The sequence below is a fragment of the Nonomuraea guangzhouensis genome (assembly GCF_019396345.1).
In the GTDB taxonomy this organism is placed as follows: Bacteria; Actinomycetota; Actinomycetes; order Streptosporangiales; family Streptosporangiaceae; genus Nonomuraea; species Nonomuraea guangzhouensis.
The window spans coordinates 20,832-42,199 of record NZ_JAHKRM010000054.1 but is presented as its reverse complement, the minus strand read 5'-3'; the positions used below and the strand labels follow the sequence as shown (position 1 = coordinate 42,199).

27 protein-coding genes are annotated in these 21,368 nt (G+C 68.3%); 5 read left to right on the top strand and 22 right to left on the bottom strand.

Annotation, left to right across the window (positions count from 1 at the left end; translation table 11 throughout):
• The first annotated feature begins 12 nt into the window (after positions 1-12).
• Together KME78_RS59350 and KME78_RS59345 are read left to right on the top strand one after the other, a co-directional pair.
• On the top strand, positions 13-3,369 hold the full coding sequence (locus KME78_RS59350; protein ID WP_219539144.1) for a phage tail protein: 3,357 nt from the start codon (positions 13-15) through the stop codon (positions 3,367-3,369).
• Positions 3,366-3,647, top strand: a complete 282-nt coding sequence (locus KME78_RS59345; RefSeq protein WP_219539143.1) for a hypothetical protein — start codon at positions 3,366-3,368, stop codon at positions 3,645-3,647. The genes KME78_RS59350 and KME78_RS59345 overlap by 4 nt, the downstream gene beginning before the upstream one ends.
• An 86-nt stretch (positions 3,648-3,733) precedes the next feature.
• Here KME78_RS59345 and KME78_RS59340 read toward each other — a convergent pair whose 3' ends face one another.
• The 16 genes from KME78_RS59340 to KME78_RS59265 all read right to left on the bottom strand — a co-directional run bounded on the left by KME78_RS59340 (position 3,734) and on the right by KME78_RS59265 (position 14,816).
• Positions 3,734-4,315 carry a hypothetical protein gene (locus KME78_RS59340; RefSeq protein ID WP_219539142.1) on the bottom strand — a complete coding sequence of 194 codons (582 nt, stop codon included), beginning with the start codon at positions 4,313-4,315 and terminating at the stop codon, positions 3,734-3,736.
• Complete coding sequence (locus KME78_RS59335; protein WP_219539141.1) at positions 4,312-4,587, bottom strand: hypothetical protein; 276 nt, start codon at positions 4,585-4,587, stop codon at positions 4,312-4,314. Before KME78_RS59335 ends, KME78_RS59340 begins: the two co-directional genes overlap by 4 nt.
• 11 nt (positions 4,588-4,598) lie before the next feature.
• Positions 4,599-5,108, bottom strand: coding sequence for a Pycsar system effector family protein (locus KME78_RS59330; RefSeq protein WP_219539140.1), 510 nt, complete (start codon positions 5,106-5,108; stop codon positions 4,599-4,601).
• A complete protein-coding gene (locus tag KME78_RS59325) occupies positions 5,105-5,266 on the bottom strand; it encodes a hypothetical protein (protein ID WP_219539139.1) in 162 nt (53 codons plus the stop codon). The genes KME78_RS59330 and KME78_RS59325 overlap by 4 nt, the downstream gene beginning before the upstream one ends.
• Positions 5,263-5,826, bottom strand: coding sequence for an NUDIX hydrolase (locus KME78_RS59320; protein WP_219539138.1), 564 nt, complete (start codon positions 5,824-5,826; stop codon positions 5,263-5,265). Before KME78_RS59320 ends, KME78_RS59325 begins: the two co-directional genes overlap by 4 nt.
• Positions 5,823-6,257 carry a hypothetical protein gene (locus KME78_RS59315; protein WP_219539137.1) on the bottom strand — a complete coding sequence of 145 codons (435 nt, stop codon included), beginning with the start codon at positions 6,255-6,257 and terminating at the stop codon, positions 5,823-5,825. The genes KME78_RS59320 and KME78_RS59315 overlap by 4 nt, the downstream gene beginning before the upstream one ends.
• Before the next feature lie 103 nt (positions 6,258-6,360).
• The gene (locus KME78_RS59310; protein ID WP_219539136.1) at positions 6,361-6,516 is read right to left on the bottom strand and encodes a hypothetical protein; all 156 of its coding nucleotides are present in this window, start codon (positions 6,514-6,516) and stop codon (positions 6,361-6,363) included.
• Between the two features lie 48 nt (positions 6,517-6,564).
• Positions 6,565-7,650, bottom strand: coding sequence for a flotillin family protein (locus KME78_RS59305; protein WP_219539135.1), 1,086 nt, complete (start codon positions 7,648-7,650; stop codon positions 6,565-6,567).
• Between the two features lie 242 nt (positions 7,651-7,892).
• A complete protein-coding gene (locus tag KME78_RS59300) occupies positions 7,893-10,037 on the bottom strand; it encodes a hypothetical protein (RefSeq protein WP_219539134.1) in 2,145 nt (714 codons plus the stop codon).
• Between the two features lie 29 nt (positions 10,038-10,066).
• On the bottom strand, positions 10,067-11,770 hold the full coding sequence (locus tag KME78_RS59295) for a hypothetical protein (RefSeq protein WP_219539133.1): 1,704 nt from the start codon (positions 11,768-11,770) through the stop codon (positions 10,067-10,069).
• Positions 11,767-12,189, bottom strand: a complete 423-nt coding sequence (locus tag KME78_RS59290; protein WP_219539132.1) for an SsgA family sporulation/cell division regulator — start codon at positions 12,187-12,189, stop codon at positions 11,767-11,769. Before KME78_RS59290 ends, KME78_RS59295 begins: the two co-directional genes overlap by 4 nt.
• On the bottom strand, positions 12,186-12,743 hold the full coding sequence (locus tag KME78_RS59285; protein ID WP_219539131.1) for a hypothetical protein: 558 nt from the start codon (positions 12,741-12,743) through the stop codon (positions 12,186-12,188). The genes KME78_RS59290 and KME78_RS59285 overlap by 4 nt, the downstream gene beginning before the upstream one ends.
• Positions 12,740-13,282, bottom strand: a complete 543-nt coding sequence (locus KME78_RS59280) for a hypothetical protein (RefSeq protein ID WP_219539130.1) — start codon at positions 13,280-13,282, stop codon at positions 12,740-12,742. Before KME78_RS59280 ends, KME78_RS59285 begins: the two co-directional genes overlap by 4 nt.
• Positions 13,279-13,629, bottom strand: coding sequence for an SsgA family sporulation/cell division regulator (locus KME78_RS59275; RefSeq protein WP_219539128.1), 351 nt, complete (start codon positions 13,627-13,629; stop codon positions 13,279-13,281). Before KME78_RS59275 ends, KME78_RS59280 begins: the two co-directional genes overlap by 4 nt.
• A gap of 75 nt (positions 13,630-13,704) precedes the next feature.
• Positions 13,705-14,607, bottom strand: a complete 903-nt coding sequence (locus KME78_RS59270; protein WP_219539124.1) for a DUF6907 domain-containing protein — start codon at positions 14,605-14,607, stop codon at positions 13,705-13,707.
• Complete coding sequence (locus tag KME78_RS59265) at positions 14,607-14,816, bottom strand: helix-turn-helix domain-containing protein (protein ID WP_219539122.1); 210 nt, start codon at positions 14,814-14,816, stop codon at positions 14,607-14,609. The genes KME78_RS59270 and KME78_RS59265 overlap by 1 nt, the downstream gene beginning before the upstream one ends.
• 253 nt (positions 14,817-15,069) lie before the next feature.
• Between KME78_RS59265 and KME78_RS59260 the strand changes: the two genes are divergently transcribed.
• The 3 genes from KME78_RS59260 to KME78_RS59250 are packed head-to-tail and all read left to right on the top strand — an operon-like array spanning position 15,070 to position 16,703.
• Positions 15,070-15,261 (top strand): hypothetical protein, encoded by a 192-nt coding sequence (locus KME78_RS59260; protein WP_219539120.1) that lies wholly within the window; start codon positions 15,070-15,072, stop codon positions 15,259-15,261.
• The gene (locus tag KME78_RS59255; protein WP_219539118.1) at positions 15,258-15,806 is read left to right on the top strand and encodes a DUF6879 family protein; all 549 of its coding nucleotides are present in this window, start codon (positions 15,258-15,260) and stop codon (positions 15,804-15,806) included. Before KME78_RS59260 ends, KME78_RS59255 begins: the two co-directional genes overlap by 4 nt.
• Positions 15,807-15,827: 21 nt before the next feature.
• Positions 15,828-16,703, top strand: a complete 876-nt coding sequence (locus KME78_RS59250) for a helix-turn-helix domain-containing protein (RefSeq protein WP_219539116.1) — start codon at positions 15,828-15,830, stop codon at positions 16,701-16,703.
• Here the strand turns inward: KME78_RS59250 and KME78_RS59245 are convergent, their stop codons facing one another.
• The 6 genes from KME78_RS59245 to KME78_RS59220 all read right to left on the bottom strand — a co-directional run bounded on the left by KME78_RS59245 (position 16,704) and on the right by KME78_RS59220 (position 21,317).
• Entirely contained in the window at positions 16,704-16,850 is a 147-nt protein-coding gene (locus KME78_RS59245) for a hypothetical protein (RefSeq protein WP_219539114.1), read from the bottom strand. It abuts the gene before it with no gap.
• 78 nt (positions 16,851-16,928) lie between these two features.
• Positions 16,929-17,918: an alpha/beta fold hydrolase gene (locus KME78_RS59240; protein WP_219539113.1), complete on the bottom strand. Its 990-nt coding sequence runs from the start codon at positions 17,916-17,918 to the stop codon at positions 16,929-16,931.
• Between the two features lie 454 nt (positions 17,919-18,372).
• Positions 18,373-18,642: a hypothetical protein gene (locus tag KME78_RS59235; protein ID WP_219539112.1), complete on the bottom strand. Its 270-nt coding sequence runs from the start codon at positions 18,640-18,642 to the stop codon at positions 18,373-18,375.
• Between the two features lie 89 nt (positions 18,643-18,731).
• Positions 18,732-18,941, bottom strand: a complete 210-nt coding sequence (locus tag KME78_RS59230; RefSeq protein WP_219539110.1) for a hypothetical protein — start codon at positions 18,939-18,941, stop codon at positions 18,732-18,734.
• 211 nt (positions 18,942-19,152) lie between these two features.
• On the bottom strand, positions 19,153-19,512 hold the full coding sequence (locus KME78_RS67760; protein ID WP_219539108.1) for a helix-turn-helix domain-containing protein: 360 nt from the start codon (positions 19,510-19,512) through the stop codon (positions 19,153-19,155).
• 725 nt (positions 19,513-20,237) lie between these two features.
• Entirely contained in the window at positions 20,238-21,317 is a 1,080-nt protein-coding gene (locus KME78_RS59220; RefSeq protein ID WP_219539106.1) for a tyrosine-type recombinase/integrase, read from the bottom strand.
• Positions 21,318-21,368 lie beyond the last annotated feature (51 nt).

Sequence of the window (21,368 nt, the reverse complement as noted above, 5' to 3'; positions counted from 1 at the left end):
GCGAGACTCGCCATGCCTGGCACTCCGCTCGCGGAGGCGTTCGTCCGCGTCCGCGCTGACACCTCCCGTTTCAAGGACGACATCCGTGACGCCTTCAAGGGCGTCGGCGACGACTTCGGCAAGCAGTTCTCCAAGGAGGCGACCGACCGGCTCCGCGATGAACGCGGCCGGTTCGCTTCGGCGGGATCCGATCTCGGCGACGCTGCCGGAGACTCCGCCGGTGCCCAACTCGGCCGCCGCATGGCCGAGCTGGGCGCAGTCCAGTTCGGCGACGACGGCAACCAGTTCGTCCCGGTCGGCACGCAGATCGGTGACGAGACCGGCAAGGCTGCGGGCGAGGCGTTCGGCGCCCGGTTCACGAAGGACGCCCAAGGCCGCTGGCATGACGAGCGCGGCCGGTTCGTGTCCGAGGCGACCGCGGCGGGCGAGGAGTCCGGCGACGGGTTCAGCAAGGGCTTCGACCGGCGGATGGGCGACGGGAACGGCCGCGGCCGGCGCCACGGCCGGGACTTCGGCGACGGGTTTTCCGACGGCCTGGGTGACGCGCTGCGTCGTCTGGGCGACATCGGCGGGCGCGTCTTCAACCTGATGCTGCCGGACCTCGGTCGGCTCGCGTCAGGGTTCGGTTCGGCTGCCAGCGCAGCAGGCGGGCTGCTGGCCAGCGTTGGCAAGTGGACGGCCATCGCTGGCGGTGTCGCTTCCTTGGGCGCGGCTGCCGCCTCATCCGCCGGCTACACGGTCGAACTCGCTGCGGCGCTTGCCCCGGTAGGCGGCCTGACCGCAGCGCTGCCCGGCGTCCTGCTGACCGGCGTTGCCGCGCTCACCGCGTGGAAGTTGGCCACGTACGGGGTCGGCGAAGCGATGGGTGCCGTCTGGAGCGGCGACGCCAAGGCGTTGGAAGCGGCGCTGGAGAAGCTGACGCCCGCCGCTCACGCATTCGTCACCGAGTTCGAGGCGGCGAAGCCCGCGTTCAAGAGCTTCCAAGAGGCAGCACAATCCGGCTTCTTCAGCCAGCTTTCCGGCAGCCTGTCGGGGGTAGCGCAGGCGCTCGGCGCCATCAAGCAGCCGCTGAGGGATCTGGCCAGCGAGTTCGGCGGACTCGTACGCGAGACGCTGAATTTCGCCACCGCCCAGCAGACGGTCTCGCAGTTCTCCCGCATCCTCGGCAACACCGGTCAACTGGTGGGCGCGCTGTGGTCCGCCATGCAGCCACTGCTGAAGGGCTTCGTCGATCTCGGCACGGTCGGCTCGGACTGGCTGGCCAGCATGTCAGGTGGTCTCACGTCCAGCCTGACGAAGTTCGGCGAATGGATGTCCAGGGTCGCCGAAAGCGGCCAGGCGTTCGCCTGGATGGACGGCGCAGCCGCTGTCCTCAAGCAGCTCGGCGCCCTCGCCAAGGATGTGTGGGACATCTTGGCTGGCTTGCTGAACGCCGCCGCCGCGGCGGGCGGAAACGCGCTCGGCGTGCTCGGCAACCTGGTCGACGGGTTCGCGAAGTGGGTCAACAGCACCAAGGGCCAAGACGTCCTGGTCGAGATCTTCCGCGCACTGGGCGATATCGGTCGCGCCTTGCTCCCTGTGATCACAGCCCTGGCCGGCGCGCTCGCCGGGCTCGCGCCGACGATCGGCGATCTGGCCAAGCTGATCGGACCGATCCTGACGACGGCGATCAACGCGCTTGCCCCCGCGATCGAGGCGCTCGGACCTGGCGTGATCGCCGTGTTCACCAACCTTGGCATCGCCGTGCAGACCCTCGCCGACTCCGGCGCGCTGACGCTGATCGGCCAGGCCATCGCCGACATCCTGATCGCCCTCGCGCCCCTGCTGCCCGCCCTGGCCGACATCCTCGTTCCCGTCCTTGAAGGGCTGGCGTTGCTGGTCACGAGCGTCGTTGCCCCCGCCTTGTCCACGCTGGTCGGCTGGATCAAGCAGGCCGTCGACTGGATCATGAACGCGGCGATCAACGACGATCACCCGCTGAGCCGCTTCGCCACGTTCGTCCGCGACACGCTCGGCCCCGTCGTGCAAAAGGTGTGGGGCGAACTCTCGACCGCCTTCTCCTCCATCGCCACCTGGGTACAGGCCAACCGCTCCACGTTCGAGGAGTGGCAGACGAAGATCCAAGACATCTTCGCCATCGCCCAGAGCGTATGGACGACGATCTCCGACCTGATCGCCAAGGTGTTCACCGACATCTCGTCGTGGGTCCAGAACAACGGCGACAAGTTCGGCGAGTGGGGAACCCGGCTCACGTCGATCTTCCACAACGTCGCCGAGATCGTCTCCGGCGTCTGGGAAGCAATCAGCCTTGCCTGGGACACCTTCGGCGGACCGCTCCTGGACCTGGTCGGCGGCGTCTTCTCGGCGATTCTGCAGGTCATCGACGGCGTCATGCAGGCCATCAAGGGCCTGATCGACGTCGTCATGGGCGTGATCACCGGCGACTGGGACCGCGCCTGGAACGGCGTGAAGGACGTCTTCGGCGGCATCTGGGAAGCGATCAAGGGCATCCTCAACGCCGCCTGGTCGATCATCAAGTACCAGATCAGCAACGCCCTCGCCATCGTGGGTGAGACCTGGGACGGCGCCTGGAACAAGGTCAAGGGCCTGCTGGAGTCCGTGTGGAACTCCATCACCAAGACCGTCAGCGACAAGATCGGCGACGTCAGGAACTTCATCGGCCGTCTCAGCGAAATACCAGGCCAGGTCAGCAACTGGTTCGGGCAGGTCAAGGACTCCATCTCCGCCAAACTGAACGACGCGGTCTCGTTCGTGCAGAGCATCCCCGGCCGGATCGTGAGCGCCTTCGGCAACATGGGATCACTGCTGCGGGACTCTGGCCGCTCCCTCATCCAAGGTCTCATCGACGGTCTGTACAGCAAGCTGCAGGACGCCTACAACTCCGCCGCCGACATCCTCAACCGGATCCGGTCGCTGTTCCCGTTCTCGCCCGCCAAGGAGGGGCCATTCAGTGGCAAGGGCTGGACGCTCTACTCCGGCCAGTCGCTCATGGCCGGACTCGCCGCAGGCATCCTGCGGCAGGAAGGCGCCGTCACGGGCGCGATGGATCAGGTGATGGCGTCCGCGTCCGCCTCGCTGGTCCCGCTCGTGGCGCCCGCCATAACGCCGGCGCTGACCGGTCTGGCCGCACCCTCCGACGCATTGACGTCGCCGTCTGCGTTCTCCGGCACGTTCGGCGCACCGCGCCCGGCCGGCGAGTCGACGTCAGCGGGCGTCTCCATTCAGGGGGACCTCGTCGTCCAGGTGCAGGGCATCCTCGACCCGAACAACCCGTCGTCGTTCCGCCGGTTCGCCGAGCAGCTGCGCGCCGAGATCCGCGGCCTGGAACGGGAGGTGTATCAAGGATGAGCGTCAACGTCGACGACCTGACCGGCCTGCTGATTGCTCTGGTGACGGGACACCGCTCCGGCATGAAGCCGGCCGAGCTCGGCAGCCTGCTCCAGGAGTCCATCGAGGAGATAGCCGAAACACCGCAGGACATCGCCTTCCTGCTGTCGGAGCTCATCGGCCTGTTCACCCTGCACCTGTCGGCCGCCTTCAACAACTGGGACCAAGCGGCCGGACACCCGGTGTCGGAGCAGTGGATCGCCGCCATGGTCCAAGTCGCCGCCGACAACCGCGGCTGACGCCCCCGCAACTAAGAAAGCCGCATCCCACCTGCGCAGGTGGGATGCGGCTTCTTCGCGTTCTATGTGCGGCCAGATGCCGAACGTCACCCCGCTGGCTTCTCGTGGCTGGTGGCATCGAGGCGGTCCAGGTGGTCGCGGCCGCGGTTGAACGCCGACACGTGGTGCTCGGCGGGCAACCCGTCTTTCAAGGCGAGCAGCCGGCCGAGGCATATCAGGGTGGCACCGGCCTCACGCAGCTCGCTGTCCGACGCGGCATCTTGGCCGTTCGCCATGAGCGCGGCATAGCGGCGGCGGGAGAGCCGCCAGTCCGCGATGGCCGTGGTGATGGCCGCGTCCACGCCGACCTGACCTAACGCAGCTTCCCGCCTGTAGATGGTCTCGTTTCCGAGCAGACGAGCCATCGCGGCGTCGAGTTCGCCAGCGTTCATGCGTTCCACCCCTCCCCCTTGCTGGTCGGTGTCGCCGCTTCGGTAGTTGTGCAGGTGTTCGTCGTCCTCGCCGACCGTGCCGGACAGGAGACGGGCGACCAGGTAGCCCGCCTGCCGCCTGACCGCGACCGTCGCAAGGACGGCTGCCAGCCAGCCGGAGAAGTCATGCTCGAGTGATACGGCCTCGCTGATCGCGTCCACTGCGCTGCGGCCGTACGGGGTGCTGGTCACGCTCATGCTGGCCACCCGAAGACTGGGGCGAGCGTGATGAGGAACGTGGCCACCACCGGCAGCGCGGCAGGGTGCGCTCCGCCGACCTTCCACACGTGGAAGGCCGACAGCAGCGCCGAGGAGGCCGCAATGGCGGTGACCATCCACGCCATCCCGTCGTCGAACAGCAGGCAGAGGACGGGCTGACGCCACACGATCAGAACCGCGACGGCGACCATGCCGACCGCGCCGAGTGCGTCGAGCAGAGAGGGCCAGGCGGGTGGGTTCACGGAGGTCATGTCGTCCACCTTCATTTCCACACGATCAGGGCGATGGCGGTGACGCCGAGCATCACCAGCGCGGCGATCAGCAGGCGGGTGGCGGCCTGGACGCGGACGTGCTTGTCGTAGGCGATGTTCGACAGCCGGATCGCTTCCGCCCCCTGCTCCTCCTCCAGGTCGACGGGCGGGCTCTCGCACAGTTCCTTGACCTGGTCGGGCAGGTAGCCGGCGAGGACGGGGAAGCCGACCCCCTCGCCGCGGCCGGGCAGCGTCGGCAGGATCGTCAGGAGGAGCATCACCGTGGACGTTCCGAGCGCGGCGACCGTGAGGCAGACGCCGAGGACTCCGCCGGCGGGCAGATCGTGGCCGACAAGTACAGCGAGCGCCGTCAAGACGGAGAACATCGTCCCGTTGACGGTCAGCAGCGTGTTCGCCTTGACGTCGGCCCGGCACAGTTCAGCGCGGGCGCCTTCGGCCTGGCGGGTGAAGTAGGCGGCCATTTTCACCTGTCGGGCGTCCGGGGAGATTGGCGCGGTCACGAGCGCTCCCCTTCTCTGGGCTGGCCGTTGTTGACTCTGTCGATCAGGCGGGCCGGGCGAGCACTGGCCAGCCGCACGATTACCCAGATCGCGCCGCACGCCAGAGCGAGGCCACCGAGGCCCGCGAACAGGCAAAGTGCGGCCTGCAGCGGGCTCACCGGCTGCTTCCTTCCAGCTCTCTCGCGTACAGCCTTTGGATCGACTCCAGGCATGCCCAAGCCTGGTCGTCGTCCCGGGCCAGCTCGATGTGCCCAAGGTGGTAGAACCACTCCACCCACACCGGCTCAAGGCCAGGGCGCTCTGCGAACTCGCCGTCCGTCAGGTGGCCGTTCGCGTAGGCCATGGTGATGTTGGCGAGCTCCTGCAGCTCGGCAATCTCGACCCAGCGGACGTTGCGCGTCTCCTCCTCGCTCGGGGCGACCTCGCCGCGGACCTGCGCCCAGTAGACCCGCCACTCGTGGCCCGGGTCGTCGTCGTCGAGTTGGCGGCGGCACCGGTTGGCCGCGAAGTCCGCCCAGACGAGGGTGAGGTCCACCACTTCCAGGCCGACCTCCTCGCGGACCTCGGCGTAGGCGGCGCCCTCGTACGTGTGGTGCTCGTCGAGGGCGTGGCCGGCGACGGGGGCGACGCCGGGTGGGAACTTGGCCCGCTCGAACATCAGGTAGCGCCCGTCCTGCTCGATGAGGACGCCGACGCTCGTACGGCAGCACTTCTTCACGCCAGGTCTCCTCTCCACGTGTCGAGGGGGTGGAGGGTGGTGGAATGGCCGTCCGCGCAGGTGCCGAAGAACAGGGCGTCGGGCCTGCTGCTGTAGGCGAGAGCGGGGTAGCCGCAGCCACACCGGCAGGCGTAGGCCATCGTCCAGGCGGCTTTCCTGTTGGTTGGTCTCACGAACCGCAGGACCTCGACGGGGGCGAGCGCCTTGCACAGCTCCCGCTGAATCAGCTTGATGCGGGTGTTGCGGCGCAACAGCTTGCGCTCGACCGCCCAGAAGAGCATGAACCTGGCAAAGAGCCGGACACGCCACCAGTTCCGCCGTAGCGGCCGGCGCCGATGCACGTGCTCGTTGGCTCCAAGGGCCTCCTTCACGAGCGTGACGGCTCGTTCCAGGCCCGGATCGTGGTTGGCCACGTCGGGATAGTGCTGCATGATGATGGTTCCTCTCGATCGTGAGGGTTGAGGGGGAAGTGGGCGCGCTCGGTGTGAGGCTTCTTGGCGGGAGTGATCACACTGATGCGCGCCCGTCTCGCGTTCAGCAGCGCCAGTTGTCGAGCGTCTGCTGCATCTGGGCGAGCTCGACGTCGATGAGCGCCGCCAGGTCCTCCGCCGCGGTGAGCCTTGCTCGCTCGGCGTAGAGAGCGTTCTGTTCGATGGTGAGGAGTTGCTGTTCGACCTCTTGTAGGTCCATTCGGTGATCTCCTTCGGTTCGGGATGACGTCGCCGCGGGAGGCGGACATCAGGCGGACATGTCCGCGTTGGAAGGGGCGGACATGTCCGCGTTGGAAGGGGCGGACATGTCCGCGTCTTCAGGCGGACGCGGCACGGCGCGAAGGCGGACATGTGAGGCGGACATGTCCGCCCCGTCCGCCCCCTTCGGATCGTCATGTCCGCCCCCGCCGGGGGTGCTGCCGCCCTGCTCGCTCTGGATCTGGTCGAGCAGGCGGCGGCCAGAACGCGGATCCAGGCCCAGCGCCTTGCCGAGCTCGCCGCCGGTCATCTCCGGGTTCTGGCCGAGCAGGATCTTGGCGCGGTCTTTGCTGCTCAGACCGTTGCCGTTCGTCTTCTTAGAGCCGGGCGGGAGCGCTTTCCGGTGTGGCTGGCTCTTGCTCGCTTCGGCCATCTCGCGGCGTAGCCGGGCCTCAATCTCGACCTCGACCCGCTGCCGGATGTCCGCCTCCGCAGTCTCCAGGCGGACTGTCATGTCCGCCTCGGCGCGGGCCTCGATGTCCGCCCTCGCGGCCTCTACTCGGGCGGACATGTCCGCCTCCAACTCGGCCCGGATGCCCGCCTCGATGTCCGCCCGCACGCGCGGCATGTCCGCCTCGTACTCGGCGCGAATGTCCGCCTCCAAAGCGGGCCTGATGTCCGCCCTGATGCCCGCCAGCTCGGCCTCCCGGTCGGCCTCTTCGAGAGCCTCGCGCGCCTTGGTCGCGGCGGTCGTGATGGCGTTCAACGCGAGCAGCGTGGAGGCGTCGAGGACGATCGGGATGGACCACTCCCCGCCGTAGCCGCCGCCGTACGGCGCGAGCACGGCCGCCTGCGACGAGATCGATGTCAGCATGGCGATCGCGAACAGCGCCAGGATCGGCCACTTGAACCACTGCGCCACGACCGGGCTGACCAACCCGTGGGAGAGCAGTGCGGCGAACAGGACCGGCACCAAGGCAAAGATGATGCCGAGCACCGGATGTCCCTTGCCGTGGGTCTCCAAGGTGACCGCGTGCCAGATATTGAGCACGACCGAAATCAGGCAGCCCAGGATCAGGATCCACCACCACAGGCGTAGCCCGTGCGGCTTGGCCGTCGATGTTGAGGCGGTCATGGAGTTCTCCTTAGATCTTCAAACCGTGGTGGTCGTGGTGGTCGGTCAAGGTGTGGGGGTTTCGGCGTTCAGAAGGGCGTGAGAGGGGGGTGGGGTGAGCCACCACGACCACCACGGGACGTCCCTGTCGAGGCGTGTTTCCGCAGGCTGTGGGCCGGTCGTGGTGGTCGTGGGGGCGGGTCGTGGTGGTCGTGGTGGTCGTGGTGGTGCCCCGTGGTGGTGGGTCGTGGTGGTCGTGGGGGTCACGACACCCTCCACTCGGCTACCTCGGGCGGCACTTCAAGCTGTCCGGTCCTGATCCGGGTGGCCGTCTGCTCGATGTCGGAGCGGGCGTAACCACGAGCGCGGTGCCCCCGGAAATAGACGTCCGGAATGGGGCGGATTCCGAGCGGCTGCAGGAGCGCGGCGAGCCTCTGCTGAGTGATGCCGAGTGCGGCGGCCAGCATTTTGGAGTGCAGGCGGTCGGCCCGGTGCCGCGCGTACAGGTCCAACAGGTCCATCAACAGCGCAGGTATCGCCACATCCTCGACCGCCACTCGGCCGGGCGCTGCCTCGACTGCGTGCACCTGCTCGGCGCGCAACGGCGTCGGCACGCGGTCGGGCTCCAGGTTGTAGCGGGCCAGGATGTCGGCGGCCCCGCCCTGCAGCACCTTCAGGTGCGGCGGAGCGGCCGGCCCTGCAGCCGCAGCAGCAGTGCGTCCTGCCGTCGCTGCCGTCGCTCCGGGGACAGCCGGGGTGGCGAGCTCAATACCGTGCCGCTGCAGGAAGGTCGTCGGCAGCGCCACCAGGTCGGCGCCAGGCGTGAACCGGGCTCTCATCCGCTCCAGGCGGCCTTCATACAGGTCGCCGCCGATCGCCACGCCGGCCGCGTCCAGGTTCGGCCGGTGGTTGGCCATGTAGATGGCGCCCTCGCGGATCGCGGACGGCAGCAGGTTGCCCGCCTTCCACGGCCGGATCGGCGTCTCCAACGTCTGGATGAAGCCGGTGCCCTTGCCGTTCAGGTCGTCGAGCGTGTACGGGAAGCCCCAGCCGTACAGGTAGGCGTACTCGGCCGGGTCCTGGAACAGCATCCCGATGCGCAGCGTGGCCTGCCGGACGATGTTCGGGGCGAGCATGTCCTGTGTGGCGCGCAGGCTCGACACGAGCACGTTGCCGGCGCCGTCCCGGCCGATGCGCTGGATCTCCTCGATGTTGTCGCGCAGCTGCTTCTTCAGCGGGTCGCGCTGCTGCGGCGACAGCACTTCGGCGCCCTCGTCGACCAGCAACTGGATGGCGACCGGCGCCATCAGGCCGTCGCCGACCGGCATGAGCCCGGTGTCGGCGTCCAACTTCAGGTGCGCGTACGTGGTCTTCCTGTCGAGCAGGATTTCCAGCATCACCTCGGACATGGCCAGCCCCTCTTCGAGGTCGCCGGCCGCCCAGTCGACTGCGGGCCGGTCGGTGACGCCGTCGATCCACGGCCGGAGCCAGGCTTGCGACAGGCCGCCGCCGTTGAGGTCCATGTGCCACACGAGCGAGTCCCTGTTCATGCCGGACGCCCACGTCAGGCCGTGCAGGGTGGTGGTCTTACCGGACCCGCGCTGACCGACGACGACCGCTGACGCCTCGCGGAGATGCACCAGGACCGGGGTGGAATCGCGGTGGTCGCCGAGCGCCTTCGGGTCGTTGATGCTGCCCATCACCCGCTCACCAGGCCAGGGCACGTCCTGGGTGAGCCGGTTCACGGTGGACACGTTCATCACGAACAGGCCGCGCCTTTCCCCGCCGAGCACCTCGACGCCGCAGCCGTTCGGCAGCCGGGCCGCCTCGGCGAGAGCATCGGTGTGGGACTCGAGGTTCTTGCGGGTGGCGCCGACCGGCAGCGACCCGTAGAGGGTGTAGCCGGATCCGGTCGCCCAGTGCGACACCTCGTCGATGGTGACCCGCAGGTTGGTGACGCTGAGGATCCGCTGCTCCCATTCCTCGGCCAGCTTGGTGGTCTTGCGCAGCACCACCGCCCGGCCGGGCGTGGTCGTCGCCGCGGGGCCGGTCTCGTAGAACGGGGCCAGCGCCGCGGCCGTACCTGCCGCGACGCCGAGCGCCAGCATCCCATTCAGAGTCGGCTCGGTGGCCAAGGCGAAGGTCGACCATCCGCCCGCAACCAGAACGCGCAGCAGCTTGAAGATGACGCTGGGGGTGGAGGAGTTGGCGCCCATCGACCGGACGATGGAGCCGAGGACGCCCGCGCCGGTGGCCAGGCCAGCCCAGTACGGTTCGAGCTCCATCATGTGGCCGACCTTGGTGGCGGCAGCCAGGCCGAGGAACCCCACGGCGGCGCTGGAGATCGCGCCGCGTGAGGCCAGCGACCAGTCGGCCTTGGGCCGCTTCTGGTCCTTGCGTGCTGCCATGGGGTTTCCTCGCCTCCCGATCGGGCTGGTCAGACGTTCCAGAGGTGCTCGTTCGTGCGCGGCTGGGTGCGGCGCTTGATGTCGTCGGCGTGGACCTGCTCGAACGCCGAGGCGATGGCCATCGCGTAGTCGCTCGCCTTGCCGACCGTGGTGGAGTACTCGTCGAACATGTCGACGATGCGGTGGTCGATCGGGTAGCCGACCGCCAGGTTCCGCGAGTAGATCCGCAGCGCGGCGGCCACGTTGCCCGTCACGTTCTCGAGCTGCTGCAGGTCGGCGGCCACCCACCACATGTCGGGCGGCAGGAATCGGGCGACGCCCGACACCATCTCGGCGGACATGGCCACGAGCGGGGAGACGAGGCCCCCGGGCATGATGAGACCGGACATAGACGTGTTCCTCCTGTAGAGCAGCCGGGCCCCGGTGATGATCAGGCCGGGCGGTTGGGAAGGCGGCGTCGGGGTTGGCGCCGCCTCGTTCGGGGTGTCGTCGTCAGGCGGGGGCGGGTTGCGGCGCTTACGCCAGCGGCCCCACAGACCGCGTAGTCCGCGGGTCGCCCACTCGGTGAGGGTGAGCACGCCGAACAGCAGTTGTGCGTCCCACCGGCGGTAGGCGTCGCGTAGTGCATCCCAGTGCTCGCGGTCGCCGCGTACCAGTGCCGACCAGCCGCCCGAGGTGACGCGGCCTGTACGCCGGTCAGCCCAGCGCAGGAACCGGCCGCTGACCCGGGCCGCCCCCAGCAGACCGCCGGTCGCCAGCCGCTTTGCCGCGGCGGTCCAGGCGTTGTTGACGGCTCGGCCGTGCTGTCGAGCCCTGCGCCAGCCGCGCCGCAGGCCCCGCCCTCCGCCGTCAGCGAGCTGCTGCGTGGCGGCGGTCCACTCGCGGTTGATGCCGCGCCCTTGCGCCCGAGCGTGCCGGGCGCCCCGGCCGATCGCCGCGGCGGTGCCGTGCGCCAGCCGCGAGGCGATCCCGCCGCGGCCGTGGAACCCCGCACCGCCGGCGCCGTGCCCGCCTCCGAGGAGGGGACGGAACGCGCCTCGGTTCCGGCCGGCGCCCGGCATGTTGAACGCGCTGTTCAACCGGCCGAGAGCCTGCCGAGCAGCCCGTCCCGCCGCCGTGGTGCCAGGCGTACGAGAGAGCGGAACATGCCGGCCGTTCGGCCGGTGACTGCCCGAGCCGGAGCCGAGCAGCGATGGGATGCGCGAGGAGGCGCTGGAGCGGCGACCGTGTCCAACACCCAGCCCGCCACTGTGGCCACCGCCGAACGACATCCGCCGTCCCACGCCGCCGCCACGACCGCCCCGGCCGCCGCCGAGCCCATCGAGCAGGCCATGACCGCCACCACCATGACGGCCGGTACGGCGGTCCCGGCCGAACCCGAGTGCCGAGCCGAGCGCGCGGGCCCGGTCCGGGTGCGCAGCCCGCCACCGCAGGTAGCCGTAACCGCCGCCCGTTGCCGCCACACCGCCGCCGGCGAGGAGCACTCCCGTAGTGCCGAGCCACTCCCACAACGCCCACCCGCCGAGAACCAGCGTCGACATGGCGCCGATCACGAGATGGCCGGCGGGGATGCCGGGCTCGGCGTCCTCCTCCTGCTTCTTGCCGCGGACGGGGACGCGCTCGCCGCGGCCGTCGCTTGCCTCGTGCTCGACAACGACCGGCTCGGCTTCTTCCACGTGCGCCGCCGCCTGCTCGACTGGAGGAGGCGGTGCGGGCTGCTTGGTGTCCGTCACGCCGCACCCCCGGCGAGGAAGGCGGACAGGTGGTGGTCCACGTTCAGCCAGGCGCCCTCGCCGCTGACCGGGATCAGGTCGTAGGTGGCGTTGAGGAACTCCTGGAGCGGCGCCGTGTCGGTGATGAACTCCATCGGCAGGGCGTCATGGTCGGCGGCCAGGATGAACGCGGTGAGGCCGGGCGTCACGGACGGGTCGATCACCACCAGGTCGCACGGCACGTCGTGGACGGGCTGCGTCACGCGGGCGATCAGCAGCAGCCGGGCGAACCGGTACGAGGTGGTGACCCGGCGGGCGTCGTCCACGAAGTCGAGCACCACGGCGAACGGGTCCTCGACGGAGTAGCGGAAGAACGCCTCGGTCGGCTGGGAGTCGGGCGTCCACATCACCACGTCGGCGATCGCTTCGGTGCGGCTCACGGCGACACCTGCCACGGATCTGTCTGGGATGCGGTCACGGCCTCGGCTATCGCGGCCTGCTGGCGGCGAACTTCGCGGCGCCGGCGCCACTGCCACCAGCGCGGGCGCGACAGCGCCTCCTCGATGGCAGCCAGGCGATCTTCGAGAATTTCGCCGGCCTCGCGGATCGCGGCGGCGACATCCATCGCTCCCAACGTGGTGGCCTGGTTGCACCCCAAGACCTCACCGGCGACTTCCGCGACCTCGTCCTTGACGGCGGTCACGCTGTCGCCGAGCCACTGCACCGCCGCCGGCAGTGCGGCCAGCGTGCGCAGCGAGGCTGCGATGTCGGCGAGCTCGCCGCGGACCGCCAGCATCGCGTGACCCTGGCCGACCATTGCGTCCCGCACCGCCGCGACGCCGTCGACGTAGTTGTAGCGGTATACCTTTCCGTCGAACGTGGACCGGGCGACGTGCTTGACGCCCGCCGCGCGAGCGAGAAGGTCCTGCGCCTGCTCGACGCGGGCCGCACGCTCGGCTTCGGCCGGAGTGGTGAACGGGTCGGTGGTCGTCACGCTTCCACCTCGCCGCTGACGTCGATGTCCACTGACAAGGGCGTACGCCGGTAGCAGGAGACACGGACGGCAACTCCCTGGAAGGTGCCCTTTGCGCAGACCAGGGTGCTGCGGCCCGTCTCACTCTCTTGCATCTCCAGGCCCAGCACGGCGGCGTACGCGTTCACCTGCACGTCGTTGTCCGCCGAGCCGGTCAGCTCGCCCGCGTCCCCGCTGTTGAGGTACCAGGTGATGCGCGGCAGGCCGTTGATGGTCAGGATGTAGGCCAGGGTGTGCGCGGCGGTGACATCCGCGATCCGGTTCAGGTCGTCCTCGGTGACGTCGAGCCAGTCCCCGAGGTCGTGGTCGCTGAACAGGCCCTGAAGGCCCGAGCGCGGGTAGGCGCGGCGGACCCGCGTGAGCGCCTCGCGCGCCTCCGTGAGCAGCGTGGTGCTGTGCAGAAAGCCGAGCCCGGTGTCGCTGTCGTCGCGAACCGCCACGCGGAAGGCGCGCACGGGCGAGTCCGTGCTGTTGGTCGGGATTGTGGTTGCGGTCTTCACGCGGCCACCTCCATGGGAACCAGTTCGGCGGTGTGGTCAAGGAACTGCAGCACCACGACCGCGTCGGCGTAAAAGTCGCCGAGACCGGGCAGCGTGACCACGAGCCAGTCGGGCCTGTCGTCCGGCCGGACCGTGAACCCGCGCCAGGAGGCGCAGTGCTGCAGGCCGGCGGCCAGCAGCTCGCGGGGCACCGTGTAGCTGGTGACCTCGCCGCTGCCGTCGTGAAGGGGGAAGACCAGCTCCACCATGGCGGGGGCGTCGATGCCGTACGCGAGGAACCCGGCGTGGACGTTCAGCTCTGTGCCGGTCGCCCACAGGGTGAAGGGCTGGTGTACGTAGTTCGTCATGTGCGCCTCTCTCAGGAGGGCGGGTAAGGGAGGGGCCCCGGAGCGCCGGGGAAGGGACGCTCCGGGGCAGGAGGATCAGCTGCCGCAGGTGGGCGCGAAGAGCTGCTCGTGGCACATGCACGTGGAGTCGTCGCACGCCTTCGGCTCGTGCTGCAGCGGGACGACCTTCCCCCACTCCAAACCCTGGGCGGCGGCGATCAGGCCGAGCAGCGCGTGGGCGATGTTCTCCGCCTCAGTGAGCGTGCTCCAGGCCACGGTCTCGTCACCGACCTGGAACACAACGCGGGGCTCCTTCTCCCGGTACTTGCGCTCCAGCGACAGCGCGAGCTGGGGCGGCTCCCACCGCTCCGGGTAGCTCACGACGATCGGGGCCATGGTCTTCAGCGGGACCAGGACGGAGTGGCTGAAGTGGGCGCGGTCGTCCGGGTGCGTGCCCGGCGTGTGGTCGACACCATCGACACACCAGACGTCGCACGGGTCTTCGGCCAGCCACGCGGCGGGCTCGGCGGTCCCTGCCGCACGCGAAGTGACGTAGTTCTCGTGAGCCTTGATCTCTGCGTGCCACTCTCGCACGTAGGTGTCGATCACCCGGCCTCCGGCGTCAGCCGCCGCTTTGGCAACCCGGGGCGGGATCTCCACCGAGGGCGGGGCGGGGTGCGTCCTGGCGATCTGGGCGAGGATGGCGTTGGCCAGATGCCCGCCCTCAGCGAGCGGCACCGTGCCGTCGAACCGGTCGACGTGGACCTGTACGCCCTCGTCGGCCTGGAAGCTCAGCCCCACCGTGTGGTCGCCCGCCTCGACGTTCTCGGCGATACAGATGTCGCCGTCGGGGTCGTGCTGGACGCACCACGGCTTACAGTTCGGCTGGGGTATGGTCGTGTTGGACAAGGTCTCCTCCTGGTGTTGCAGGGGTTGGGACGTCGGGCGGGTCAGGTGGTCGGACACCAGGCCCGCCTTTTCTTTGTTTGTGCTGGCCATCAGGCCACCTCGGCAGGAGCGTCAACCATCGCGTCGACGTCGGCCGGGCGGAATCGGTACTGGCCGCCCGGAGTCCGGATGTATGCCAGACGACCGTTCGTCGCCCACGCGATCACTGTGCGAACGCAGACGTCGAACTGGTCTGCCACGGCCTGAGGCTTCAAGAGGCGCTCGCGACGCGGGCGAGGCTGTCCGAGGTCTCGGCGCACGGGCGTTCCCTTCTCACTGGCCGGACCGAATCGGACATCCCGTCAGATCCGGCGCTTGCTTGATTCGACTCAACAGTGACTCACTCTTGCTCACAGGTCAAGGAGAAAGAGCACAAGACCGGGGCCTGTATCTCTGGAGATAGGAAAACGCTGCGAATTCACGCCGCCTTGACATCAGAAGAGCGTCTATCACCATGGGAGTGAAGCTGCTTGGCCTAGACTCACCGACTCAGGAGGCCCGATCATGGAGCGCATGAGAGTGCTCGCAGGCAACTGCCGTAGCGGCAACTGCCCCACCGCGTACGAGCTCGCAGACGGGAAGCTCGGCATCCAGGGCTACACCGTGGAAACCGAGGGGCTCCCCGCTGGCGAGTCGATGGTCAGCGTCCCCCCGGACCTGATCCTCGAACTCGCCGACCGACTCCGCGCTGAGGCGACCCCGTGACGGCCGAAGACCTCGACACCTGCTATGACCGGTTTCAGGTCTCCGCGTTCCGACTGGAGACGCAGCAGCAGTACATCGTCCCCGAAGAGGACGCAGACCTGGAGCTGTGGCTAAAGGGTCGTCCCCTACCCGACCGGTCCGTCCGCACCGACCCGTGGCTGCGCCGAATCGCCGTCACCACCGCCGCGGGCAAACATTGGTCGCGCGTCCACATCGTCGACCTACCCCTGGTCGACTACCTCAGGTTCGAGGTCGCGGGATACCTGGAGAACGCCGCAGCCGGCGAGGAGATCCGGATCGCCCTCCGCAACGAGAACCCGTCACTGCTCGACCTGCGTGAGGACTTCTGGCTGTTCGACGGCGGGACACCGGGGGCGTACGGCCTCGCCCTCCACTACGACGCGGACGGGCGCCACCTCGGCAACAAGCTCGTCACCGACCCGGAGCGCCTTGCCGCCTACCAGCGAGTGCGCGACATCGCTTGGGAGGCGTCGATGCCGCTGAACGACTTCACCGCCAGAGGTGCCGGTTACTGGCAGGGCTAACCGGCGTAAAAGGAAAGGAGCATGATGAGCGCCCGCGGAACCGAACCCCGCAATCAGCGCGAGTATCTAGGGGCTGAGCTGCGGAAACTCCGCGAGCGCGCAGGCCTGAGCGGTCGCGAAGTTGCGGCCCACCTGGAGATCGCCCAAACGTCCGTATCCCGGATCGAGCGCGGGCTCAAGGTCCCGACGCAGGACGAGATCACCAAGTGGGCCGCACTGACGGGAGCAGCGCCTGACGTCCAAACCCGAATGGGCCAACTGGCCGAGGCTGCCTACACCGAAGTTGCGACATGGCGTACCGCCCTCCGCGACGGCACCCACCTACAGGACCGGATCGGGAACCTTGAGGAGCAGGCCCGGGTCCTGCGCCACTTCGAGACGATCGTCGTACCTGGGCTGTTGCAGACGCCGGAGTACGCGCGGCGAGTCATTCAACTCGCCGACGTCACCGGCACCCAGGACCACGAGGCGGCCCTAGCCCGCCGGCTCCAGAGGCAGGACGTCCTCTACGACTCCGACCGACGCTTCGAGTTCCTCATCACGGAGGGTGCCCTCCGTGCCAGGCCGCCCGGACCGCCGGCCATCCTGGTTGCGCAGATGGGGCGCATCTCCTCGCTGGCCGACATGGACAACGTCACCATCGGCCTACTGCCATTCGACCGGGTCATCCGAGAGGCAATCGGGTGGAGCGAGTTCGCCATCTACGAGGGTGCCGACGATGAGGAGTCGGTCGCGTTCGCGGAGGTGACTCACGCCGAGCTGACGATCAGCGACCCGCGCGACGTCCAGATCTACACCGACGTCCTCAATCGTCTGGCGCGCGTCGCAATCTACGGAGACGAGGCGCGCGACCTGCTCAACCGAATCGCACGGGAGACCAGGGCCGCCGGGCAATAGCTAATCGTCGGGGGTCGAGTTTTCAGCGCCGCAGTTCCAGCAGTACCACTCCGCCGGCACTTCGATCAGGTCGCAGCAGTTGCACGCCTCGCCCTGGACAAGGCAGTCCTCGCCGCAGTTCCAGCATTCGAAGTGGAGGTGTGCCATTTGGGGCCTCCAAGCGTCTGGACCGCGGCAGTCGCGCTCTATGTTCAGCGCGGGGACGGTCGGAAGCAACACCGGCGATCACGTCCGAGTGCGCCGAACCAAGTCGAGGATCGCGTCCACCACCAGTTCCGGCTGGTCGTGGTGTATGTAGTGGCCGGCGTTCTCGGCCACGATGTGCTTCGAGTCCGTGGAGAGTGACGCCAGGTCCGCCTGAAGCGGGTACCAGACTCCGAAGTGCCAGCGAGCGTACGCCCGTTCCTTCTCCGTCGTCGCATCTGGGTTGTCCTCGCTGCACGTCAGCACCGTCACCGGGATGTCTCCGAGCGTCCCTGCTCTCCTGCTGACGGCGGCACCGATCTGCACGCGCAGCGCGAGCTCCCACCACGAGGTGCGCCGCTGCCGGTCGCCGAACTCCAGCGCGACCCGCGCGTCTGCATACTCAGCCGGCCCGTCGTACGACGGCGACGACGCCACCCCCAGATCTACCAGCAGCCGGCGCACGCCGTACCACTTGGAGCGGCGCATCATCGCGTACTTGAGCGTCCGCCAGTGATAGCCGCGTATCCGGTCGGCCTGGTCCGGGTGGCTGGAGTCGATGAACACCATCCCGGCCACCTCGTCGGGGTAGGCGGAGGCGAACAGACGGAGAACCCAGCCGCCCATCGAGTGGCCAGCCAGGATGTACGGCGGCTCGATGCCTGCTCGGTGTAGCGCGGTGTGCAGGTCGCCGGCGGCGTCGACGTGCGCCATCGGCGACCATGCCGGGTCGCTCCAGCCGAGCCCGGCCCGGTCGAACACGACCGTCGCCGTCTCGCTGGCCAGGTCGGGCAAGAGGGGGGCGAAGTCGAGGCAGGGCTCGCCGAGTGCAGGCACGATCACCACCGTGGGAGACCCCTCGCCGGCTTCCCACAGGTGGATGCGCCGGCCGCCGATGTCGACCATCCGGCCGGGCGGCGGGTAGCGGCGCCGGTCCCGCTGTGATCCCCATGTCTGGTAGGCGGCGCTGGCGATGCCGGCGGCAGCGGTAGTAAGGGTGACTGCGGCAAGGGCTCTCCGTAGAAGGCGCACGATCTCCATAGAAGCAGCGGGCGCCGAAGCCGCCACGACGCCACAAGGTCACAACCGGCTACCGAGCGACACTCGGCGGTTCCGATGGTCGGGATGTCCGGCGCCAGATGAGGCAGTTGGACCGTTGCTCACGACTCTGCTCACGACTCTGAGCCGCGAAATCACGACTCTTGAGCGCCCAATCACGACTCTCAAAACAGGAGTCGTGAGCTGTTTCGATCTTGCGGGCTGGCGCTGACCTGCGGCAATGTGGGCAGAAGTAGGCGTCCTCACGACTGTCACGACTCTCTACCGGTACAGACGCTTACTAGGCACCGGGATATATTCGCGGCGTCGTGTTGGATCGGTTGCGGACCGTAAACGTTGAGGGCTAAGCGTCAAAGAACCGCCGCCGCCCTAAGGAAGGGCGACGACGGTTCGGGGCGAGGATGCGTTCAGACCGTTGCGGTGGCGCTCATTGGTTCGTCTCGCTCACGATCTGGACAGCCTCGGTGAGGAGCTTCCCGACCTCGCGCACGCCGCGCGGGTCGAGGTGGACGATCGCGAATCCGAATGCCGCGGCCGTCTTCATGTCGAGCCTGTGGAAGCTGCTGGTGTCGAACGGGTCGTCACTGACTAGGTGCGCCTGCTCGTCGTGGATGCCGACACGTACGTACGGCTCGCCGTCGCCGTCGGCCAGGATGTTCACCTCGACGGTGACGGATGAGAACGGCGGCCCATTCACGAGGTCGACGTTTCGGAAGTGTCGGCTCGTCTGCGTCTCGTGGCCATCGCGGCACCACGACGGGCAGGACGGCAGCTTTGGATGGCCTCTCACGCCGCACCCCCACGGGTCCGGCGGTACGCGGTCAGGTCGACGACCGGTGCCGACGCGCTGGCGGGGCGCCGGCCCTGGTCGGGCATCATGGTGTCGATCGCACTGGATACCTTGGCCAGCGCGTCGACGGCGCCGCTCAGGGACTCCATGAGGTCGATGAGCGTCCCCGCCGGGACGCGGACAGTGGGCTCGGGCATACTGCCCATGGGTCTCCTCCTGCTTAGATCAGGTTGGGGCCAAGGGCGGGTCAGGTGTTGACGCACCTGGCCCGCCCGCTATCGCTTCGGGAGATGCCGAAGTGATGGTCTGCCTGGTTACTCGTCGTCCTGTTCGTCGTGCCACAGCATCCGCTCGACGGGATCGGTGATCGGCTGCCACAGGTCGTAGAGCAGGCTTTCGGGGTCCACGTGTCCTCCCTTACGCGGCAACGATGATGTCGGCGGCGGCCAGGTGGTAGCAGGGGATGCCGCGCGCGCCGGCCTTGCAGGTGCAGGAGTGCTCGGCCTGGTCGACCAGGTAGTTGGCGCTGCCGTCTGTGCTGACCGCCAGGAACAGGGCGGTCCGGCTGGTCGGCACGATGCCGCCCTGCTCGATCAGCTCGCGTGCCTTGTCCACCTGGACGGGCTTGAAGGCGGTCAGGTCGGCGGAACTGGTGATGACCCACCGCCCACCGACCTTGATGGCGTCGAGCTTGCCGGTTCGGGCCCAACGCTGAGCGGTGCTGAGGGAGACGCGGCGGGCCTGGGCGATCTCGCGGGTGGTGAGGGTGGCGGTCACTGGTGTCCCCCTGAAACATTGTCCGTCATCACGGACAACGTTAATGCTCCCTAGGAACCTTGTCCAGCATCGCGGACAAAGAAAATGGGGCTTGTCTCGACGACAAGCCCCACGATCACAAAACGGCGTCTACGCCCTTGGCGGGCGACCCCCTCCAGCACCCCGCCCCGGACGCCCGTCCGCCCACGTTCGCCACTCCGCCTCACGCTCCGGAAGCCAGCCCTTCGTCCCGTCCGGCTCAATCTCGGCATCATGCGCCGGCGTCGGATGCGACTCCGCATACCGCGACTGCCACTTCGTCACCGTCCCGGGCGACACGTCGAACCACTTCGCGATCACGCCTACCCCGACGTAACGGATCACCACACACTCCTTTGTCCACTTACCCAGACAAGGTAATCTCTCGAGGCAGCTCCGTCCACCACTCGGGAGAGCCCACCAGCTACGGCACTTGGCGGTCTCACCGCCCCGCACCCGCCCAGAGTGGCATTGGAGCGGTGGCGCATCTCACAGGCGTCTCACAGACCCGCCCGGATAGCGGGTTATGGCGTGGATGGGATGGACAAAGCAAGGCCCTGACCAGCACCGTACGGACGACATAGACGCCTTGGACACTCGTCATCCCCTTTGGGAGCAAGAAGTCGCAGGTTCAAATCCTGTCGCCCCGACCAGCTCAAAGGCCACCTCCGATTTGGAGGTGGCCTTCTGCGTGACAAACTGAGTGACTACGGCTCCGCGCCGCCCTCAAAGATGTGGTCCATTGCCACGGCGCCGGTCTGGAGGACGGGCCTGATCTGCTTGCGGTAGACGGCCTCGGTCACGGCCGTGCTGCTGTGTCCGACGAGCCGGGAGATCTCCTCAAGCGGGATGCCGTTGTCCGAGAGCAGCGAGACGAAGCTGTGGCGCAGCTCGCGTGGCGTCCACTCGGCGGGGTTCAGGCCCTCGGCGTCCCTGATGACGATGCGGAAGGCACGCCGAACGTTCGAGGCGTCCAACTCCGTACCGGTCGATGAGGCGAACGCCAACCCTTCTGCGGCCGAGGAGCCGTCCTGTTCGCGGCGCTGGTCGTTCCGATGCTGCCGGAGTACCTCCACACAGCGCCGAGGCAGGGCGAGCGTGCGCCGGGACTTCCGCGTCTTCGTGTCCCCGTCCGCACGTACCGACCGCCACACCGCCACATGCGGAGGCACGGGAGGGACGGTTTTCGGATCTCCTTCCAGATCGACGTGATCCCACGTCAGAGCCCTGAGTTCCTCCGTACGCGCGCCAGTGAGCAGGGACACCACCACGTAGGCGTACAGCCTTGTTCCGGTCGCAGCCTTGAGCACAGCGTCTGCCTGGGCGAACGTCAGCGCCTTCGACGGTCGCCCCGCCTTTCCTGCGGGGACTGAACACAGTTCCACGACGTTCCGCTTGACCTTGTCGCGAGCCATCGCCCGCTTGAGAGCGCGATTCAGGCAAGACCTGATGATCTGCAAAGTACGGGTGCTGAGCGTCTTCGCCTTGTCCGCCAGCCACCTGTCCACGTCCTCGGCACTGAGGTCACGGAGCTTGCGCTTGCCCAGGGCAGGGATGACGTGCTTCCTGCACAGGATCGCGTAGGACTCCACAGTCCGTGGATCGCGACCGTTCAGGCCGTAGGTCAGCCAGTCGTTCACGGCCCGTTCGACGGTGTAGTCCCCGGGAGCGATGGCGAGGCCATCCTCGTAGTCTCGGACGATCTCTTTGAGCTTGTCCTTGGCGGCAGTCTTGGTCTTGCCGCTGGCCTTCTTGACGATGCGCTTTCCCGGCAGGCGTGTAGCCAACCGTGAGTGAGGCGATCCAGCGTTGCCGCTCCTCGTCCCAGTGCAGGCCGC